Source organism: Inquilinus sp. NPDC058860, from assembly GCF_042743185.1.
In the GTDB taxonomy this organism is placed as follows: Bacteria; Pseudomonadota; Alphaproteobacteria; order DSM-16000; family Inquilinaceae; genus Inquilinus.
This window is the reverse complement of the sequence record NZ_JBHYMS010000005.1, coordinates 100,493-116,190: the sequence shown is the minus strand read 5'-3', so window position 1 is coordinate 116,190 and position 15,698 is coordinate 100,493. Positions and strand designations below refer to the sequence as shown.

At 69.0% G+C, this 15,698-nt stretch carries 13 protein-coding genes; 7 read left to right on the top strand and 6 right to left on the bottom strand.

Going from position 1 to position 15,698, the window contains the following annotated elements:
* Positions 1 to 180: 180 nt before the first annotated feature.
* The 3 genes from ACFW16_RS05395 (at position 181) to zigA (ending at position 2,036) form a co-directional block, all read left to right on the top strand.
* Positions 181 to 435, top strand: coding sequence for a DUF1272 domain-containing protein (locus ACFW16_RS05395; RefSeq protein ID WP_380302612.1), 255 nt, complete (start codon positions 181 to 183; stop codon positions 433 to 435).
* A 99-nt stretch (positions 436 to 534) separates the two neighbouring features.
* The gene (locus tag ACFW16_RS05390) at positions 535 to 819 is read left to right on the top strand and encodes a hypothetical protein (RefSeq protein WP_380302610.1); all 285 of its coding nucleotides are present in this window, start codon (positions 535 to 537) and stop codon (positions 817 to 819) included.
* Positions 820 to 821: 2 nt separating this feature from the next.
* Positions 822 to 2,036: a zinc metallochaperone GTPase ZigA gene (gene zigA / locus ACFW16_RS05385; protein ID WP_380302751.1), complete on the top strand. Its 1,215-nt coding sequence runs from the start codon at positions 822 to 824 to the stop codon at positions 2,034 to 2,036.
* 23 nt (positions 2,037 to 2,059) lie between these two features.
* Here the strand turns inward: zigA and ACFW16_RS05380 are convergent, their stop codons facing one another.
* Positions 2,060 to 3,874 (bottom strand): diguanylate cyclase domain-containing protein, encoded by a 1,815-nt coding sequence (locus ACFW16_RS05380; protein ID WP_380302608.1) that lies wholly within the window; start codon positions 3,872 to 3,874, stop codon positions 2,060 to 2,062.
* Between the two features lie 176 nt (positions 3,875 to 4,050).
* Between ACFW16_RS05380 and ACFW16_RS05375 the strand changes: the two genes are divergently transcribed.
* Positions 4,051 to 5,349 (top strand): NAD(P)/FAD-dependent oxidoreductase, encoded by a 1,299-nt coding sequence (locus ACFW16_RS05375; RefSeq protein ID WP_380302606.1) that lies wholly within the window; start codon positions 4,051 to 4,053, stop codon positions 5,347 to 5,349.
* Between the two features lie 3 nt (positions 5,350 to 5,352).
* On the opposite strand, the gene dacB is transcribed toward ACFW16_RS05375, so the two are convergent.
* The 5 genes from dacB to ACFW16_RS05350 all read right to left on the bottom strand — a co-directional run bounded on the left by dacB (position 5,353) and on the right by ACFW16_RS05350 (position 10,994).
* Positions 5,353 to 6,789, bottom strand: coding sequence for a D-alanyl-D-alanine carboxypeptidase/D-alanyl-D-alanine-endopeptidase (dacB, locus tag ACFW16_RS05370; protein ID WP_380302604.1), 1,437 nt, complete (start codon positions 6,787 to 6,789; stop codon positions 5,353 to 5,355).
* 152 nt (positions 6,790 to 6,941) lie between these two features.
* Positions 6,942 to 7,622 (bottom strand): sugar transferase, encoded by a 681-nt coding sequence (locus tag ACFW16_RS05365; protein ID WP_380302602.1) that lies wholly within the window; start codon positions 7,620 to 7,622, stop codon positions 6,942 to 6,944.
* Between the two features lie 318 nt (positions 7,623 to 7,940).
* Complete coding sequence (choV, locus tag ACFW16_RS05360; protein WP_380302600.1) at positions 7,941 to 9,125, bottom strand: choline ABC transporter ATP-binding protein; 1,185 nt, start codon at positions 9,123 to 9,125, stop codon at positions 7,941 to 7,943.
* Positions 9,125 to 9,982 carry a choline ABC transporter permease subunit gene (gene choW, locus ACFW16_RS05355; protein ID WP_380302598.1) on the bottom strand — a complete coding sequence of 286 codons (858 nt, stop codon included), beginning with the start codon at positions 9,980 to 9,982 and terminating at the stop codon, positions 9,125 to 9,127. The genes choV and choW overlap by 1 nt, the downstream gene beginning before the upstream one ends.
* Positions 9,983 to 10,052: 70 nt before the next feature.
* On the bottom strand, positions 10,053 to 10,994 hold the full coding sequence (locus ACFW16_RS05350) for a choline ABC transporter substrate-binding protein (protein ID WP_380302596.1): 942 nt from the start codon (positions 10,992 to 10,994) through the stop codon (positions 10,053 to 10,055).
* Positions 10,995 to 11,207: 213 nt separating this feature from the next.
* Here ACFW16_RS05350 and betA point away from each other — a divergent pair, with 213 nt between their 5' ends.
* From betA to rodA, 3 genes are all read left to right on the top strand, one after another.
* Positions 11,208 to 12,860: a choline dehydrogenase gene (betA, locus tag ACFW16_RS05345; protein WP_380302594.1), complete on the top strand. Its 1,653-nt coding sequence runs from the start codon at positions 11,208 to 11,210 to the stop codon at positions 12,858 to 12,860.
* Between the two features lie 14 nt (positions 12,861 to 12,874).
* A complete protein-coding gene (gene betB, locus ACFW16_RS05340; RefSeq protein ID WP_380302592.1) occupies positions 12,875 to 14,326 on the top strand; it encodes a betaine-aldehyde dehydrogenase in 1,452 nt (483 codons plus the stop codon).
* 196 nt (positions 14,327 to 14,522) lie between these two features.
* On the top strand, positions 14,523 to 15,674 hold the full coding sequence (gene rodA / locus ACFW16_RS05335; RefSeq protein WP_380302590.1) for a rod shape-determining protein RodA: 1,152 nt from the start codon (positions 14,523 to 14,525) through the stop codon (positions 15,672 to 15,674).
* Positions 15,675 to 15,698 lie beyond the last annotated feature (24 nt).

The following is a 15,698-nucleotide window of genomic DNA, read 5'->3' as shown; positions in this document are numbered from 1 at the left end:
GGGGTTGTCAATTCGGCTGACGCGCATCGAGATCTCCAGTCTGGTCGATGGATACTGACATAGCAGGCGCCCCTTTTGCAGCGATTGTCGGCACATTAAGGATTTGTATGATTCTGGCGGTGAGCCAACCGCCCGCGCCCTGCCGCCCCAGGCGGGGCAATCCGCGTCGAGGAGGATCGAATGCTTGGGCTGCGCCCGAACTGCGAATGCTGCGACAAGGATTTGCCGCCCGAGTCGCAAGACGCGCTAATCTGCAGCTTCGAATGCACCTTCTGCGCGAGCTGCGCCGAGACGGTGCTGGGCGGCCGCTGCCCGAACTGCGGCGGCAGCTTCGCCCCCCGGCCGGTCAGGCCGGCGGCGGCGCTGGCCCGGCATCCTGCTTCCACCATCCGGGTGCTCAAGCCCGAGGGCTGCCGGCCGCGCGCCGCCGGCTGACCGGAGCCGGCCCCTCCGACACGTGCGACCGCAGGCCTCGCGACAGGGGCTTGCGTCCGGATTGTTATGATATAACATTAAAATAATCGGACGGAAGCCATGCCAGACCAGCCGCACCAGACCCTCGAACAGATCGCCCCCGGCATCCACACCCCGGCCGGATTCACCCGCGCGACCGGCGAGATCCGCCGCCTGATGGCCGAGCTGGAAGCCGTCGGGCTGTCCGCGGCCGCCCTGTCCTCGGCGCTGCTGACCGAGGCCATGCCGCGGCTGGTCGCTGTCCACGGCACGTCACGCTGCGCCGAGCTGCTGGGATCGCTGGCGCTGGGGCTGCGCCTGGACGAGGCCGCGGCCGGCCCCGCCCCGCGCCGGTGGGTGTCGTGACCATGCGGCCGGACGCCCGCCTCCCCGTCACCGTCCTGTCCGGCTTCCTCGGCGCCGGCAAGACGACGCTGCTCAACCACATCCTGCGCAACCGCGAGGGCCTTCGGGTCGCGGTCATCGTCAACGACATGAGCGAGGTGAACATCGACGCCGAATTGGTCCGCAGCGGCGATGCCGATTTCAGCCGGACCAGCGAGACCCTGGTGGAGATGACCAACGGCTGCATCTGCTGCACCCTGCGCGACGACCTGCTGCGCGAGGTCCGGCGCCTGGCCGAGCAGGGCCGCTTCGACTGCCTGGTGATCGAATCGACCGGCATCTCCGAGCCGCTGCCCGTGGCCGCGACCTTCGACTTCCGGGACGAGGACGGCGCCTCGCTGGGCGACGTCGCCCGCATCGACACCATGGTGACGGTGGTCGACGCCGCCAACCTGCTGGCCGATTTCGGCTCGACCGACTTCCTGCGCGACCGGGGCGAGACCGCCGGCGACCAGGATGGCCGCACCCTGGTCGACCTGCTGGTCGACCAGATCGAGTTCGCCGACGTGGTGGTGGTCAACAAGATCGACACGGCGACGCCGGAGCAGCGGCAGATGGTCCGCCGCATCATCGCCGGGCTGAACCCGGAGGCGGCGATCGTCGAGGCGAATTTCGGCGCCGTCGCCCTGGAGTCGATCCTCGGCACCGGCCGCTTCGACTTCGACCGGGCCCGCGAGCACCCGCTCTGGTTCAAGGAGCTGTACCAGTTCGCCGAGCACAGGCCGGAGACGCTGGAATACGGCGTCGAGAGCTTCGTCTACCGGGCCCGCCGCCCCTTCCATCCGGCCCGGCTGCATGCCGCCTTCCAGCAGACCTGGCCCGGCGTGATCCGCTCCAAGGGCCATTTCTGGCTGGCGACGCGGCCCGGCTGGGTCGGCGAGATGAGCCAGGCCGGCGCCTTCCTGCGGCACGAGGCGATCGGCTTCTGGTGGGCGGCCGTCCCGCGGGACCGCTGGCCACAGGATCCGGAGATGCGCCGGATGATCGAAGCCCGCTGGGACCCGGTGTTCGGCGATCGGCGGCAGGAGCTGGTGTTCATCGGCATCGGCATGGACCAGGCGGCGATCCGGCGCGACCTGGACGCCTGCCTGGTCGCCCCCCGCACTGCCGCGGACTTCGACCCGGCGGGCTGGGCCGACCTGCCCGACCCCTTCCCGGCCTGGCGCCGTGCCGCCTAGCCCATCAGGCTGAGCCGAGGGGGCTAAGCCGAGGCGCGCGACGGCGGCTCCGTCGCCGCACCGCGCCGGAGCCGCTGCTTCGCCGCATAGAGCCGGCTGTCGGCCACGGCCGACAGCCCGTGCTCGTCCTCGGCATCGGCGGGCAGGAAGGCCCAGCCGATGCTGGCGCCGACCGAGACCGCCCCGGCCCCGACGGGAATCGGGGCGGCCAGGGCCGATTCGATCCGGCCGGCGAGGGCTTCGACCTCTCGGTCGCCCAGCTCGCCGCCGATCAGGGCGAACTCGTCGCCGCCGATCCGCGCCGCCACAATCTCCTCCGGCAGGATCTCCTGCAGGCGCTGCGCCAGTGCGCGCAGCACGGCGTCGCCGGCCAGATGGCCGTGTCCGTCATTGACCGCCTTGAAGCCGTCGAGATCGATCACCATCAGCACGGCGCCGGCCGATCGGCCGCGATAGGCCGCGATCCGGTCGCGCAGCGCCGCGTCCAGCGCATGCCGGTTCGCCAGCCCGGTCAACGCGTCGTGGTTGGCCATGTATTCGATCTTCTGCTCCAGCGCCTTGCGGGCGGAGACGTCCATGAAGGAACCGACGACGCGCAGCGGCCGGCCTGCGGCGTCGTGCTCGACCGCCCGCCCCCGTGCCAGCAGCCAGATCCAGCGGCCATCCGGCGCCGGCCAGCGATATTCGACGACGCAGCCCGGGGATCGGCCGGCCAGATGCTCCTCCAGCGCCACCGTCGCACGCTCGCGGTCCTCCGGATGGACCCGACGCAGCCAGTCGTCGAGCGGCCGGCTCCGCGCCTCCCCGCTGCGGGCGGTGAGCGAGATGGCGTCGAGGATGGAGAGCTGGCGGGACGGCACCTCCAGATCCCAGATGCCGTCATGGGTGCCCTCGAAGGCCAGGGCCAGGCGATTCTCGCTCTCGGCCAGCCGCAGCTCGATCCGCCGGCGCGTCGCCATGATGCTGGCGACCAGGACGGCGGCCAGGGAGATCAGCGCGACGGACAGGCGGACGGACAGCAGGATCCGCAGCGGATCCTCGGCCAGGGTCTGCGACGGCAGCCGGTCGAGGCCGAGGCCGAGGGCCGCGAAGATCCACAGCCCGGCCAGCGCGGCCAGCACCGTGGTGGCGAAGATGCCGGCCCGCATCGCCGACCAGATCAGGGGCAGCAGCAGGTATCCGGTGGTCCCGATCCCGCCGGTGGCCACGCCCAGAGCCGCCATCAGGACCAGCAGCGCCAGAGGCCCCGCCAGCTCCGGCAGATCCAGGCGGACGGCACGGGAGAGCCAGCCGGACGGCCATGGCCGCGACGGCAGGGTCAGCGCCAGCGGAAGCACCGCCGCCAGGGCCGCGATCTCCGACATCCACCAGGTTCCGGTGTTCAGCAGGATTGCCATGTCGCCGAGCAGGGCGAAGCCGAGCGCCGAGACGATGCCGCCGGCCAGGGCCGAGATGATGCATGCGCCGCCCACGCGCAGCACCGCGGAGGGATGGTCGAGCTCCCGGTCCTCCGGCCCCAGCGGCGCCAGCAGGAGCAGCCCGGCGGCGATCTCGGCGAGGTTGGACAACAGCAGGACCGCGGCCAGCGAGAGGCTGCGCCCGTAGCACAGATCGGCAGCGATGAAGGCGACGGCCACACCGGCCCAGCAGAGCGGATGCCGGCGGGTGGGGCGGCGCACGAACCAGGCGATCAGGGCGCCGTTCGCCGGCCAGAACAGGGCGAGCGGTTCCAGCCCCCGCGTGGCGATGCCGAGCACCGCCAGCACGAAGGTCAGGACCGTCGCCTCCACCACCTCGCGTATCTGCATGCGCACCGGCAAGGGCCACTCCGGGGTCACGGCTTATGGTCCTATTTTCACCCTTCGGTCCGGCTGGGACAAGCGAACAGCCATCCGGGCAGCCCTGGGCTGCGGTCATGCGGGGAGGACATGACGGACCGGGCGTCTGGCCGGCTGGCCGCCCCGGCCCGGCGCAGGCTATTGAAGGCGCCATCCGAGGCCAGCAAAACCGTGTCATGCAACGAGCCCACCCGGGGGGCCATGTCCGCTCCTGGTACGCCGCCACCGCCAACCGCGATCTCCGCTTCCCGTCTTTGGATGGGGACCTCCGCTGCCATGTGCTGGTGGTCGGCGGCGGCTACACCGGCCTCAGCACCGCGATCGAGCTGAGGGAACGCGGCCTCGACGTCGTGCTGGTCGAAGCCCGGCGGGTCGGCTGGGGCGCTTCCGGCCGCAACGGCGGCCAGGCGGTCACCGGCTTCAACAAGGAGATCGGCACCATCGCCCGCTGGGTCGGCCGCGACGATGCCCGCAAGCTGTGGGACATGTCGGAGGAGGCCAAGGCGATCCTGCGGCAGCGCGTCGAGCGCCACGGCATCGACTGCGACCTGCGCTGGGGTTATGTGCTGGGCGCGCTGAAGCGGCGGCACATGGAAGAGCTGGAGGCCCATCTGGCCGAGTGGGAGGGGCTCGGCTACCACCAGGGCCGGATGCTGACGCGGGCCGAGGTCCGGACGCTGGTCGATGCCCCCGGCTATGTCGGCGGGCTGCTCGACAGCGGCAGCGGCCAGCTGCACCCGCTGAACTATGCGCTCGGCCTGGCCGAGGCCGCGCGGTCGCTCGGCGTGCGCATCTTCGAGGACACGCCGGTCACACGGCTGGACCAGGGAACGCCGGCGGTGGCGGAGACGCCGAAGGGGCGGATCACCGCCGATTTCGTGGCGCTCTGCGGCAATGCCTATCTGCCGGCGCTGTCGGCCGATGTCGACCGCACGATCCGGTCGCGGGTGATGCCGGTCGGCACCTACATCATCGCCACCGAGCCCTTGGGCGAGGCGCTGGCGCAGCAGGCCATCCCGTCGGGCTTCGCCGTCGCCGACATCAACTTCGTGCTGAACTACTACCGGCTGGGGCACGACACCCGGATGCTGTTCGGCGGCGGCGTCAGCTATTCCGGCTACGAGCCGCGGCGCCTGGCCGAGACCATGCGGCGGACCATGGTCCGCACCCTGCCCCGCCTGGCCGGGAAGAAGGTCGAGTTCTGCTGGGGCGGCCATGTCGGCATCACCCTGAACCGCACGCCGCATTTCGGCCGGGTGGCGCCGCACATCTTCTTCGCCCAGGGCTTCTCCGGCCACGGCGTGCTGCTGACCGGCATGGCCGGCCGGGTGATGGCCGAAGCGATCCGCGGCCAGGCCGACCGCTTCGACGTCTTCGCCCGGATCCCGCACCAGCCCTTCCCGGGCGGCCGGCTGCTGCGCATGCCGGCCCTGGTCCTGGCGATGGCCTGGTACCGGCTGCGCGACCTGCTGTAGCCGTCAGTAGGCGGCCGCCCACTGCCGCAGCAGATCGCGCTCGGCCGCCCGCGCCCGGCCGAGCCAGCGCCGGGCCGGCTGCGACACGGTGAGGACATAAGGGTCGGTCGCCGCGTCGGCCGCGGCGCGCTGCGCCTCGTCGACGATGAAGATGGCGAAGCCGAGCTGCCGGCCGCTGTTGGCCGACAGATAGCCGGCCAGGCCACGGACATAGCCCATGGTACCGGTCTTCGCCCGCAACCGGCCGGCCGGGAGCGGCGGCGGCTCGCCGTTGCCGGCCTCGGCCCCTCCGTCCGGCCGCTCCGGCATCAGCGCCGGCAGGCCGACGCGGTTGCCCTCGATCAGCACGGCCGCCATCTGCACCGGCGAGATCCGGGCGGCGGTGCTGAGGCCGGATGCCCCAGGAATCGACAGCCCGCTCCAGTCGACCTGCGGCAGCTTCTGCGCCCACCAGGCGGCCAGCGTGCGGCCCGCCTCCCCCTGGGCGATGCTGCTGCGGCCCAGGGCCTGCCGCGCCGCCATCATGCCGATCATCTCGGCCGACAGGTTGTTGCTGTATTTCAGGACGCGGGTGACGATCGCCGGCAGCGTCTCGCTGTCATGCCGGGCGATGATCGTCCCCTCCGCCGTGCGCGACCCGATCGCCGGGGCCGGCAGGGCGATGCCGGCATCGCGCGCGAAGGACCGGAAGATCTCGGCCGCGGCGGCCGCCGGATAGCGGATCGGCAGCAGGTCGGAGCCCTTGTCCGGCAGGCGCGCCGACAGGATCCAGCCTTCATGGCCCTCGACCGGACGATAGGGCGTGGCCGCACCCTCGCTGACATCGACCCAGGGCAGCGTGACGTTGCGCCCGTCCGCCACCGCGTCGGCCCGGGCGTCCATGCGCCCCTGCCGCGTCTGCCAGCTCACACGCAGGGCGTTGAAGTTGACGGCCAGGCCCGAGAGCCCGGGGTTGTAGGAGGCGGCCAGGGGCTGCAGCGGGTCGAGGAACGGCAGGGTCTGCAGCACCGTGTCGTCGACGACGAAGCGGCCGGTCACCCTGGTGATGCCGGCCTGCCGGACCTGACCGACCAGGTCGGCGAGGTCATTGATGTCGAGGGTGGGATCGCCGCCGCCGATCAGGGCCAGGTCGCCGTTCAGCACGCCGCCCGCAACGGAGCCGTCGGCAGCGACGACGGTGGTGAAGCGGTGATCGGCGCCGAGGATCTCGATCGCCGCCAGCATGCTCGCCACCTTCATGGTCGAGGCCGGTATCATCGGCCGCGTCGGCTGGGCGCTGTCGATCAGCTGGCCGCTCTGCGCGTCGAACACGATGTAGGCGATGTCGCCGGCCGGCAGGCCGCTGCGGGTCGCCGCAGCCCCGGCCTGGGCCCGGGCCGCATGCCCGGGCAGGGTGGCCACCAGGACCAGCAGCAGGAACAGACGAAACACTTTGGGCACGGGCCGGCATCCTCCGCATCGGTTCGCGCCCTCCTATAGCTCCGGGCGCGGCGAGTCGGAAGCGGCCGCGAGCCGGAACGGGCACGGCCCCCTTCCGGGGGCCGTATCGGTCGTTCGCCGGGCGGGGCTGCCGCCGGCCGGGCTCGGATCGGCTAGTAGGCGCCGGCGCGGGGCAGGAAGACCTTCGGGGTCTTGAGCAGGATCACGATGTCCCGCCGGAGGGTCCAGTTCCGCACATATTCGACATTGAGGCGGATCCTGGTCTCGTAGCCGATGTCGCTGCGGCCGGAGATCTGCCAGACGCCGGTCATGCCGGGCCGGGTGCTGTAATAGTAATGGATCGCCGCCCCCCAGCGCTCCTGCTCCTCCTCGAACATCGGCCGCGGTCCGACCAGGCTCATATCGCCCTTGAGCACGTTGAACAGCTGCGGCAGCTCGTCGAGGCTGGTCTTGCGCAGGAAGCGGCCGATCGCGGTCACGCGCGGGTCCCGCTTCAGCTTGAAGCCGGATTCCCATTCCCGTCGCAGTTCAGGGTCTTTCTGAAGAAGATCCGCCAACAGCTTGTTTGCGTTGGGAACCATCGTCCTGAATTTGTGGCAGTAGAAAATCTTGCCGTCGCGCCCCACCCGGCGGTCACTATAGAAAATTCCCCGGCCGGAACGCCGGATCATGGCCGCGCAGACCAGAAACAACGGCGAAAACAAAACCAGGAAGACGACCGATAATACGATATCCATCAACCGCTTAGCCGCCATGCCGACCCGTGCCGTCCGGATCGGCGTCTCTGCGGAAATATCTACAGCGGCAGTATCGACGAAGCTGTCGGACTGCATATTCCTGTACCCCCAGAAAACCGAAACAAAGGAGCAGAACATGTCCCGCCGCCGCAACCGGCGAAACACCCCACATTGAATTTTTGTCTGACTCCCCGCCCCCTAGTCCCTAGGGTCGCGCACGTCGCAATTGCCTGAGACATGGCAATTTTTAGTGTGACCTGGCGGCCATTGGATGCGCTCTTTATGTATATCGAAAGCCGCCGGGGGAGACAATCCATTTATTGCCGTGTTTTGCCGCCATGAGCCTGGATAGATCAACGCCAGAGACAGGAAAATTAAACTAATACGACAATTTCGTTACTTAATTCATTGTTTCTAAGCCTCTTTTCCTCGCAACAGCCGAGCCACAAGCTCGCTTTCCCCGACCTTGCCGATCAGCCGGCCGTCATCGTCGAGCACGAGGATCGGCTGCCGCGTCGCTTCATGCGCGGCGATGAAACGGCGCATCGAGGCATGAACCGGCATGGTCGCGATCTGCCCCGGCACAACGCCGTTGATGATGCCGTCGGCGATCTCCAGCGGCCGGTCGTCCTGCAGCACCTCGATCGGCCGGCCGAGATCGTCGATCCGGCAGCGGCAGGTCTTCGCCTTGTCGACCAGGATCGAATTGCCGTCGCGCGGCAGCAGGTCGAGCGGCGTCATCAGCGCCTCGGCCCGCAGCACGTTGAGCGGGTTCACATGGGCGACGAAATTGGCGACGTAGTCGTCGGCCGGCCTGGTGACGATCTCCTCCGGCGTGCCGACCTGGACGATGCGGCCGGATTCCATGATCACGATCCGGTTGCCGATCTTCAGCGCCTCGTCGAGGTCGTGGCTGACGAAGATGATGGTCTTCTTCAGCCGGCGCTGCAGCTCCAAGAGCTCGTCCTGCAGATGGGTGCGGATCAAGGGGTCGAGCGCCGAGAACGGCTCGTCCATCAAGAGGATGTCGGCATCGGTGGCGAAGGCGCGGGCCAGGCCGACACGCTGCTGCATGCCGCCCGACAGCTCGCGCGGGTACTTGCCGGCCCATTTGTCGAGATGGACCAGCGCCAGCTTCTCGTTCACCACCCGGTCGCGCTCGGCCTTCGGCATGCCGCGCAGCTCGAGCCCGAGGCCGACATTGTCCCGGATGGTGCGCCAGGGCATCAGCGCGAATTGCTGGAACACCATCGACACCCAGTCGGCCCGCAGCCTGCGCAGGGTGGTCTCGTCACAGCTGGCGACGTCGACCTCCTGCCCGTCACAGCGCACGATCATGCGGCCACGCGTGACCTTGTTGAGGCCGTTGACGCAGCGCAGCAGCGACGACTTGCCGGAGCCGGACAGGCCCATCAGCACGCACAGCTCGCCCGGCGGGACGGAGAGCTCGGCGCCCGCGACCGCCAGGGTGTCACCGGTCTCGGCCTGGATCTCGGCCCGTGTACGGCCTTGATCGAGCAGGGCCAGCGCCCGCTTCGGCGTCGGCCCGAAGATCACGTCGACGGCGTTGAAATGGACGGCGGGACGCGTATCGGACATCAGTGCGCCCCTCCGACGGGCCGTTCGCTTTTCACCAGACGGTCGAGGATCACGGCCAGGATGACGATGCACAGGCCGGCTTCGAAGCCCATCGGGACGTTCACCGAGTTGAGGGCGCGCACCACCGGCTTGCCCAGGCCGTCGGCCCCGACCAGCGCGGCGATCACCACCATCGACAGCGACAGCATGATGCATTGGGTCAGCCCGGCCATGATCGTCGGCAGGGCGTGCGGCAGCTCGACCTTGAACAGCAGCTGCCGCCTGGTGGCGCCGAAGGCCTCGCCGGCCTCGAGCAGCGGGCTGGGCACGCCGTGGATGCCGAGATAGGTCAGGCGGATCGGCGCGGCCACGGCGAAGACCACGGTCGAGATCAGGCCCGGCGCCACGCCGAGGCCGAACAGGATCAGGGTCGGGATCAGGTAGACGAAGGTCGGCAGCGTCTGCATCAGGTCGAGGATCGGCCGGATCACGGCATAGACCAGCGGCCGGTGGGCGCAGAGGATGCCGATCGGGATGCCGATCATCAGCGACAGGAAAGTGGCGCTGATCACGAGCGCCAGGGTCTGCATGGTCTCGGTCCAGTAGCCGAGATTGAGGATCAGCAGCAGGCCGATCACGACCATCACGACCAGTTGCCAGCGCCGGTGCAGCACATAGGCGAGGACGGCGACGAGGGCGATGAAGACCAGCGGCGGCGGCCACAGGAACACGTCGATCAGCCATTCGATCGCGGTGCCCAGGCCGATCGAGATGGCGTCGAAGACGCTGGCGAAATTGTCGGTCAGGAAATCCGTCAGGTGCTTGATCCACAGCCCGAGCGGGATCTTCTGGGACAGCAGCGCGCTCAGCTCGTCCATGCGGCGTCCTTCTTGTTCCGGACGTTTGGACGACGCGCCGCCGGGGCGGCGGCGCGTCCGTCAGGTGAACTTAGAGACCGAGCGACGCCTTGACCGCAGCGAGGCCGTCCTTGCCGTCGAAGGTGGTCACACCGGCCAGCCAGGGGGTCAGCACATCCGGGTTGGCCTTGAGATAGGCGGCGGCCGCCTGGTCGCCGGTCTTGCCCTCGTCGAGGATGCCGGCCATCACGGCGTTCTCGATCTCGAGCGAGAAGACCAGGTTGTCCAGCAGCTTGCCGACATTCGGGCAGTCCGTCCGATAGCCGGCGCGGACGTTGGTCAGCACCGTGGCGCCGCCGTAGTTCGGTCCGAAGAAGTCGTCGCCGCCCGACAGGTACTGCAGCGTAAAGTTCTTGTTCATGGGGTGCGGCGCCCAGCCGAGGAACACGATCCATTCCTTGCGCCGGATTGCCCGGTCCACCTGGGACAGCATGCCCTGCTCGCTCGATTCGACCAGCTGCCAGTCCTTCAGACCGAAGGCATCCTTGTCGATCATCGACTGGATCTGCCGGTTGCCGTCGTTGCCGGGTTCGATGCCGTAGATCTTCTTGTCGAACTTGTCGCCGCTCTTCGCCAGATCGGCAAAATCCTTCACCCCACCCTCGAAGACGTAGTCCGGCACGGCCAGGGTGTATTTCGCTCCCTCGAGGTTGACGCGCACGTTCTCGACCGACTTGTCGTCGAGATAAGGCTGGATATCCGCCGCCTGGGTCGGCATCCAGTTGCCGAGGAAGATGTCGATGTTCTTGTTCTTCAGCGAGACGTAGGTGACCGGGACCGACAGCACCTCGGCCGAGGGCTCGTAGCCCAGCCCCTTCAGGACGGTCGAGGCCACCCCGGTGGTCGCGGTGATGTCGGTCCAGCCGACATCGGAGAACCGCACCTTCCGGCAGCTCGCCGGATCGGCCGCCTGGGCCGTCCCGGCGGCCAGGGCCAGGCCCAGCACCAGCCCGCTCAAACGCCACGACATCATGATGCAACTCTCCTGTTTGCCCGCCTGTCTTACAATTTTCATTCGTTACGGGGTCGGCCAAGCCGCAGGACCAGCGGCAAAGCGCCTCCGCGCGAGTCTAACGACGGCTTCGGCGTCGCCGCTGGCCGATTTCCGGCATGGCGTGACGCAAACCGGCCTCATCGCCCGGCCCCGCCCCGCTAGCATGCGGCCGCAGCCGCAGGAGTGGAAGCCATGACGACAGAATTCGACTACGTGATCGTCGGCGCCGGCTCGGCCGGCTGCGTCCTCGCCAACCGGCTGTCGGCCGAGCCCGGCCGCCGCGTGCTGGTGCTGGAGGCCGGGCCCGAGGACCGGACCTGGAAGATCCACATGCCGGCGGCGCTGACCTACAATCTCGGCGACGACAAGTACAACTGGTACTACGAGACCGAGCCGCAGCCGGCAATGGACAACCGCCGCATGTACTGGCCGCGCGGCCGGGTGCTCGGCGGCTCCTCCTCGCTCAATGCCATGGTCTATGTCCGCGGCCATGCCTATGACTACGACCGCTGGGCGGAGGAAGGCGCCGCCGGCTGGTCCTATGCCGAGGTGCTGCCCTATTTCCGCCGGGCCGAGACCCGGGCCAAGGGCGGCGACGACTATCGCGGCTCCGACGGGCCGCTCAGGGTCTCGACCGGCAGCCAGCCGAACCCGCTGTTCGACGCCTTCGTCCAGGCCGGGCAGCAGGCCGGGTATCCGTTCACCGCGGACATGAACGGCTACCAGCAGGAAGGCTTCGGCAAGATGGACATGACGATCCATCAGGGCGAACGCTGGTCGGCCGCCAAGGCCTATCTGAAGCCGATCCGGTCGCGGCCCGACCTGACCATCGAGACCGGGGCGCTGAGCACCCGGATCCTGTTCGAGGGCCGCCGCGCCGTCGGCGTCGAATACGCCCAGGCCGGGCAGGTGCGCACCGCCCGTGCCGCGCGCGAGGTGATCCTGTGCGGCGGCGCCATCAACTCGCCGCAGCTGCTGATGCTGTCCGGCGTCGGCCCGGCCGACCAGCTGCGCCGGCACGGCATCGCCGTGGTGCACGACCTGCCCGGTGTCGGCCGCAATCTCCAGGACCATCTGGAGCTGTACATCCAGTACGAGTGCAAGAAGCCGATCACCCTCTACAGCGTCGAGAATCCGCTGTTCAAGGCGAAGGTCGGGGTGGAGTGGTTCATGTTCCGCAGCGGCCTCTGCACCTCGGCCCATCTCGAGGCCGGCGGCTTCATCCGCTCGCGCGCCGGCGTCCGGCACCCGGACATCCAGTATCATTTCCTGCCGTCGGTGGTGAACGACCACGGCCGCCAGCCGGGCGACCGGCACGCCTTCCAGGCCCATGCCGGCACCATGCGCGCCACCTCGCGGGGCTGGGTCGAGCTGCGCTCGGCCGACCCGCGGGCCAAGCCGATCCTGCAGCCGAACTACCTGACCACCGAGGAGGACCGCGCCGACATGCGCGCCTGCGTCAGGCTGACCCGCGAGATCTTCGCCCAGAGCGCCTTCGATCCGTATCGCGGGCCGGAGATCGCGCCCGGCGCCTCGGTGCGCACCGATGACGAGATCGACGCCTTCATCCGGGCCAAGGCGGACAGTGCCTATCACCCCTCCTGCACCTGCAAGATGGGCGTCGACGAGATGGCGGTGGTCGACCCCGAGACCCGGGTGCGCGGTCTGGAGGGGCTGCGCGTGGTCGACGCCTCGATCATGCCCTCGGTCGTCAGCGGCAACCTGAATGCGCCGACCATCATGATCGGCGAGAAGGCGGCCGACATCATCCTGGGCCGCGAACCATTGCCGCCCTCCAACGCCCCGGTCTACGAAGCGCCCGACTGGCAGACGGCGCAGCGCTGAAACAGGAGAACGCCATGGTCGAGATCGGGCTGCATATCGGCGGACAGGCGGTCGCGGGCGGCGGCACGCCGTTCGACACCATCAACCCGGCGACCGGGCAGGCGATCGGCCGGGTCGCCGCCGCCTCCCCCGCCGATGTCGACCGCGCCGTGGCTGCCGCAAAGGCCGCCTTCGACGGCTGGGCCGGTATGACCGGCACCCAGCGCGGCCGCATCCTGCGCGAGGCGGTGCGCCTCTTGCGCGCCAACCGCGACCGGCTGGCGCGGATGGAGGTCGAGGACACCGGCAAGCCGATCGCCGAGGCGCTGGCGGTGGACATCGATTCCGGCGCCGACGCGATCGAGTACTTCGCCGGGCTGGCGCCGTCGCTGCACGGCACGCATCACGATTTCGGCCGCGCCTTCGCCTATACGCGGCGCGAGCCGCTCGGCGTCGTCGCCGGCATCGGGGCCTGGAACTACCCGCTGCAGATCGCCTGCTGGAAGTCCGGCCCGGCGCTGGCCTGCGGCAACACCATGGTGTTCAAGCCGTCCGAGCTGACGCCGATGACCGCGGTGGCGCTGGCCGGAATCTTCGCCGAGGCCGGCCTGCCGCCCGGCGTCTTCAACGTGGTCCAGGGCAAGGGCGATGTCGGCCAGGCCCTGGTCACGCACCCCGACGTCGCCAAGGTGTCGCTGACCGGGTCGGTGCCGACCGGCCGCAAGGTCGCGGCGGCCGCCGCCGGCGCGATGAAGCACGTGACCATGGAGCTGGGCGGCAAGTCGCCGCTGATCATCTTCGCCGACGCCGATGTCGAGAACGCGGTGAAGGCGGCGATGATGGCGAACTTCTACACCCAGGGCGAGATCTGCTCGAACGGCACAAGGGTGTTCGTCGAGACGTCGCTGCACAATCGCTTCATGGACGCGTTGGCGGCCCGCACCGAGCGGATGCGGATCGGCGATCCGATGAATCCGGCGACCCAGGTCGGCGCCCTGATCTCGGCCGAGCATCGGGCCAAGGTGCTGGGCTATGTCGAAGCCGGGGTGAAGGCCGGCGCCCGCCTGGTCTGCGGCGGCCGCGCCCCCTCCGACCCGTCGCTGGCCGGCGGCTATTTCATCGAGCCGGCGATCTTCGACGCCTGCCACGACGACATGTCGATCGTGCGGGAGGAGATCTTCGGCCCGGTGATGACGGTGCTGACCTTCGCCGACGAGGACGAGGCGGTGCGCCGCGCCAACGCCACGGAATACGGGCTGGCGGCCGGCGTGTTCACCCGTGATCTGGCCCGCGCCCATCGCGTCGTCGCCCGGCTGCAGGCCGGCACCTGCTGGATCAACAATTACAACATCACCCCGGTCGAGATCCCGTTCGGCGGATACAAGCAGTCCGGACTCGGCCGCGAGAACGGCCTCGCCGCGCTCGAGCACTACACTCAGCTGAAGAGCGTCTATGTCGAGACCGGTGACGTCGACTGCCCGTATTGAGCCGCAGTCCTGTAGGTTGGGTTCGCGTCCGCGAACCCAACATGTCGACGGCCCGCTCGTTGGGTTCGCCATCGGCGAACCCAACCTACGGCTGCGGCATTCGGTGTGCTGCAGGCTCGGCCTGCAATCTTGCCCCTCCAGGCTCTCCGGCGCATAGTCCGGCCGCCGTCACGGCGACGGCGGATTGTCCTGGTTCATGAGCAGCTTCCGGATTCGCGACGACGCCCCGCACTACACCATCCTGACCAAGCTGCAGCTGATGAGCTGGGGCCTGGTGATCCTGGTCTGCGCCATCGCCGCGGTCGGGGTGATGCTGCTCTATTCCGCCGGCGGCGGCTCCTGGGAGCCCTGGGCCAGCCGCCAGCTCACCCGCTTCGCCACCGGCTTCGTCGTCATGCTGCTGCTGGCGCTGGTCGACATCCGGGTGTGGATGAAGCTCGCCTACCCGATCTACGCCATCGTCTTCGCGCTGCTGATCGTGGTCGAGTTCATGGGCCACACCGGCATGGGCGCCGAGCGCTGGATCAACCTCGGCCCGCTGGTGATCCAGCCCTCGGAGCTGATGAAGATCGCGCTGGTCCTCGCCCTCGCCCGCCATTTCCACGGCTTCTCGCTGGTCGAGGTGCGCAACCCGCTGGTGCTGATCGCACCGCTGCTGCTGATCCTGGCGCCGGTCGGGCTGGTGCTGATGCAGCCCAACCTCGGCACCGCCATGCTGCTGATCCTGACCGGCGGCGCGGTGCTGTTCGCCACCGGCGTGCGGCTGTGGAAGTTCGCGGTGGCCATCGCGCTCGGCCTGTCGGCGATCCCGATCGGCTGGGAGTTCCTGCACGACTACCAGAAGAACCGCGTCTACACCTTCCTGGAGCCTGAGCGCGACCCGCTCGGCGCCGGCTACAACATCATGCAGTCGAAGATCGCGCTCGGCTCCGGCGCCCTGTTCGGCAAGGGCTTCACCGCCGGCACGCAGAGCCAGCTGATGTTCCTGCCGGAGAAGCACACCGACTTCATCTTCGTGGTGCTGGCCGAGGAGTTCGGCATGGTGGGCGCGCTGATCCTGCTGTTCCTCTACACCATGCTGTTCGTCTACGGGCTGATGATCGCACTCAGCGCCCGCAGCCATTTCGCCCGGCTGGTCGGGGTCGGCCTGACCACGACCTTCTTCCTCTACGTCTTCGTCAATGTCGCGATGGTCACCGGGCTGATCCCGGTGGTGGGCATCCCGCTGCCCCTGGTGTCCTATGGCGGCACCGCGATGCTGACCCTGCTGATGGGCTGCGGCATCCTGCTCAGCGTCTGGATCCACCGCGAGGTGCGGATCCCGCGCAGCGGCATCACGGATTACTGAGGGACGCCCGGCAGCAGGCGGCCC

Excerpts from the sequence above, each read along its gene's own strand:
- ACFW16_RS05395 (WP_380302612.1), top strand. The coding sequence starts at position 181 with ATGCTTGGGCTGCGCCCGAACTGCGAATGCTGCGACAAGGATTTGCCG.
- ACFW16_RS05390 (WP_380302610.1), top strand. The coding sequence starts at position 535 with ATGCCAGACCAGCCGCACCAGACCCTCGAACAGATCGCCCCCGGCATC.
- zigA (WP_380302751.1), top strand. The coding sequence starts at position 822 with ATGCGGCCGGACGCCCGCCTCCCCGTCACCGTCCTGTCCGGCTTCCTC.
- ACFW16_RS05375 (WP_380302606.1), top strand. The coding sequence starts at position 4,051 with ATGCAACGAGCCCACCCGGGGGGCCATGTCCGCTCCTGGTACGCCGCC.
- ACFW16_RS05365 (WP_380302602.1), bottom strand. The coding sequence starts at position 7,622 with ATGCAGTCCGACAGCTTCGTCGATACTGCCGCTGTAGATATTTCCGCA.
- choV (WP_380302600.1), bottom strand. The coding sequence starts at position 9,125 with ATGTCCGATACGCGTCCCGCCGTCCATTTCAACGCCGTCGACGTGATC.
- choW (WP_380302598.1), bottom strand. The coding sequence starts at position 9,982 with ATGGACGAGCTGAGCGCGCTGCTGTCCCAGAAGATCCCGCTCGGGCTG.
- ACFW16_RS05350 (WP_380302596.1), bottom strand. The coding sequence starts at position 10,994 with ATGATGTCGTGGCGTTTGAGCGGGCTGGTGCTGGGCCTGGCCCTGGCC.
- betA (WP_380302594.1), top strand. The coding sequence starts at position 11,208 with ATGACGACAGAATTCGACTACGTGATCGTCGGCGCCGGCTCGGCCGGC.
- betB (WP_380302592.1), top strand. The coding sequence starts at position 12,875 with ATGGTCGAGATCGGGCTGCATATCGGCGGACAGGCGGTCGCGGGCGGC.
- rodA (WP_380302590.1), top strand. The coding sequence starts at position 14,523 with ATGAGCAGCTTCCGGATTCGCGACGACGCCCCGCACTACACCATCCTG.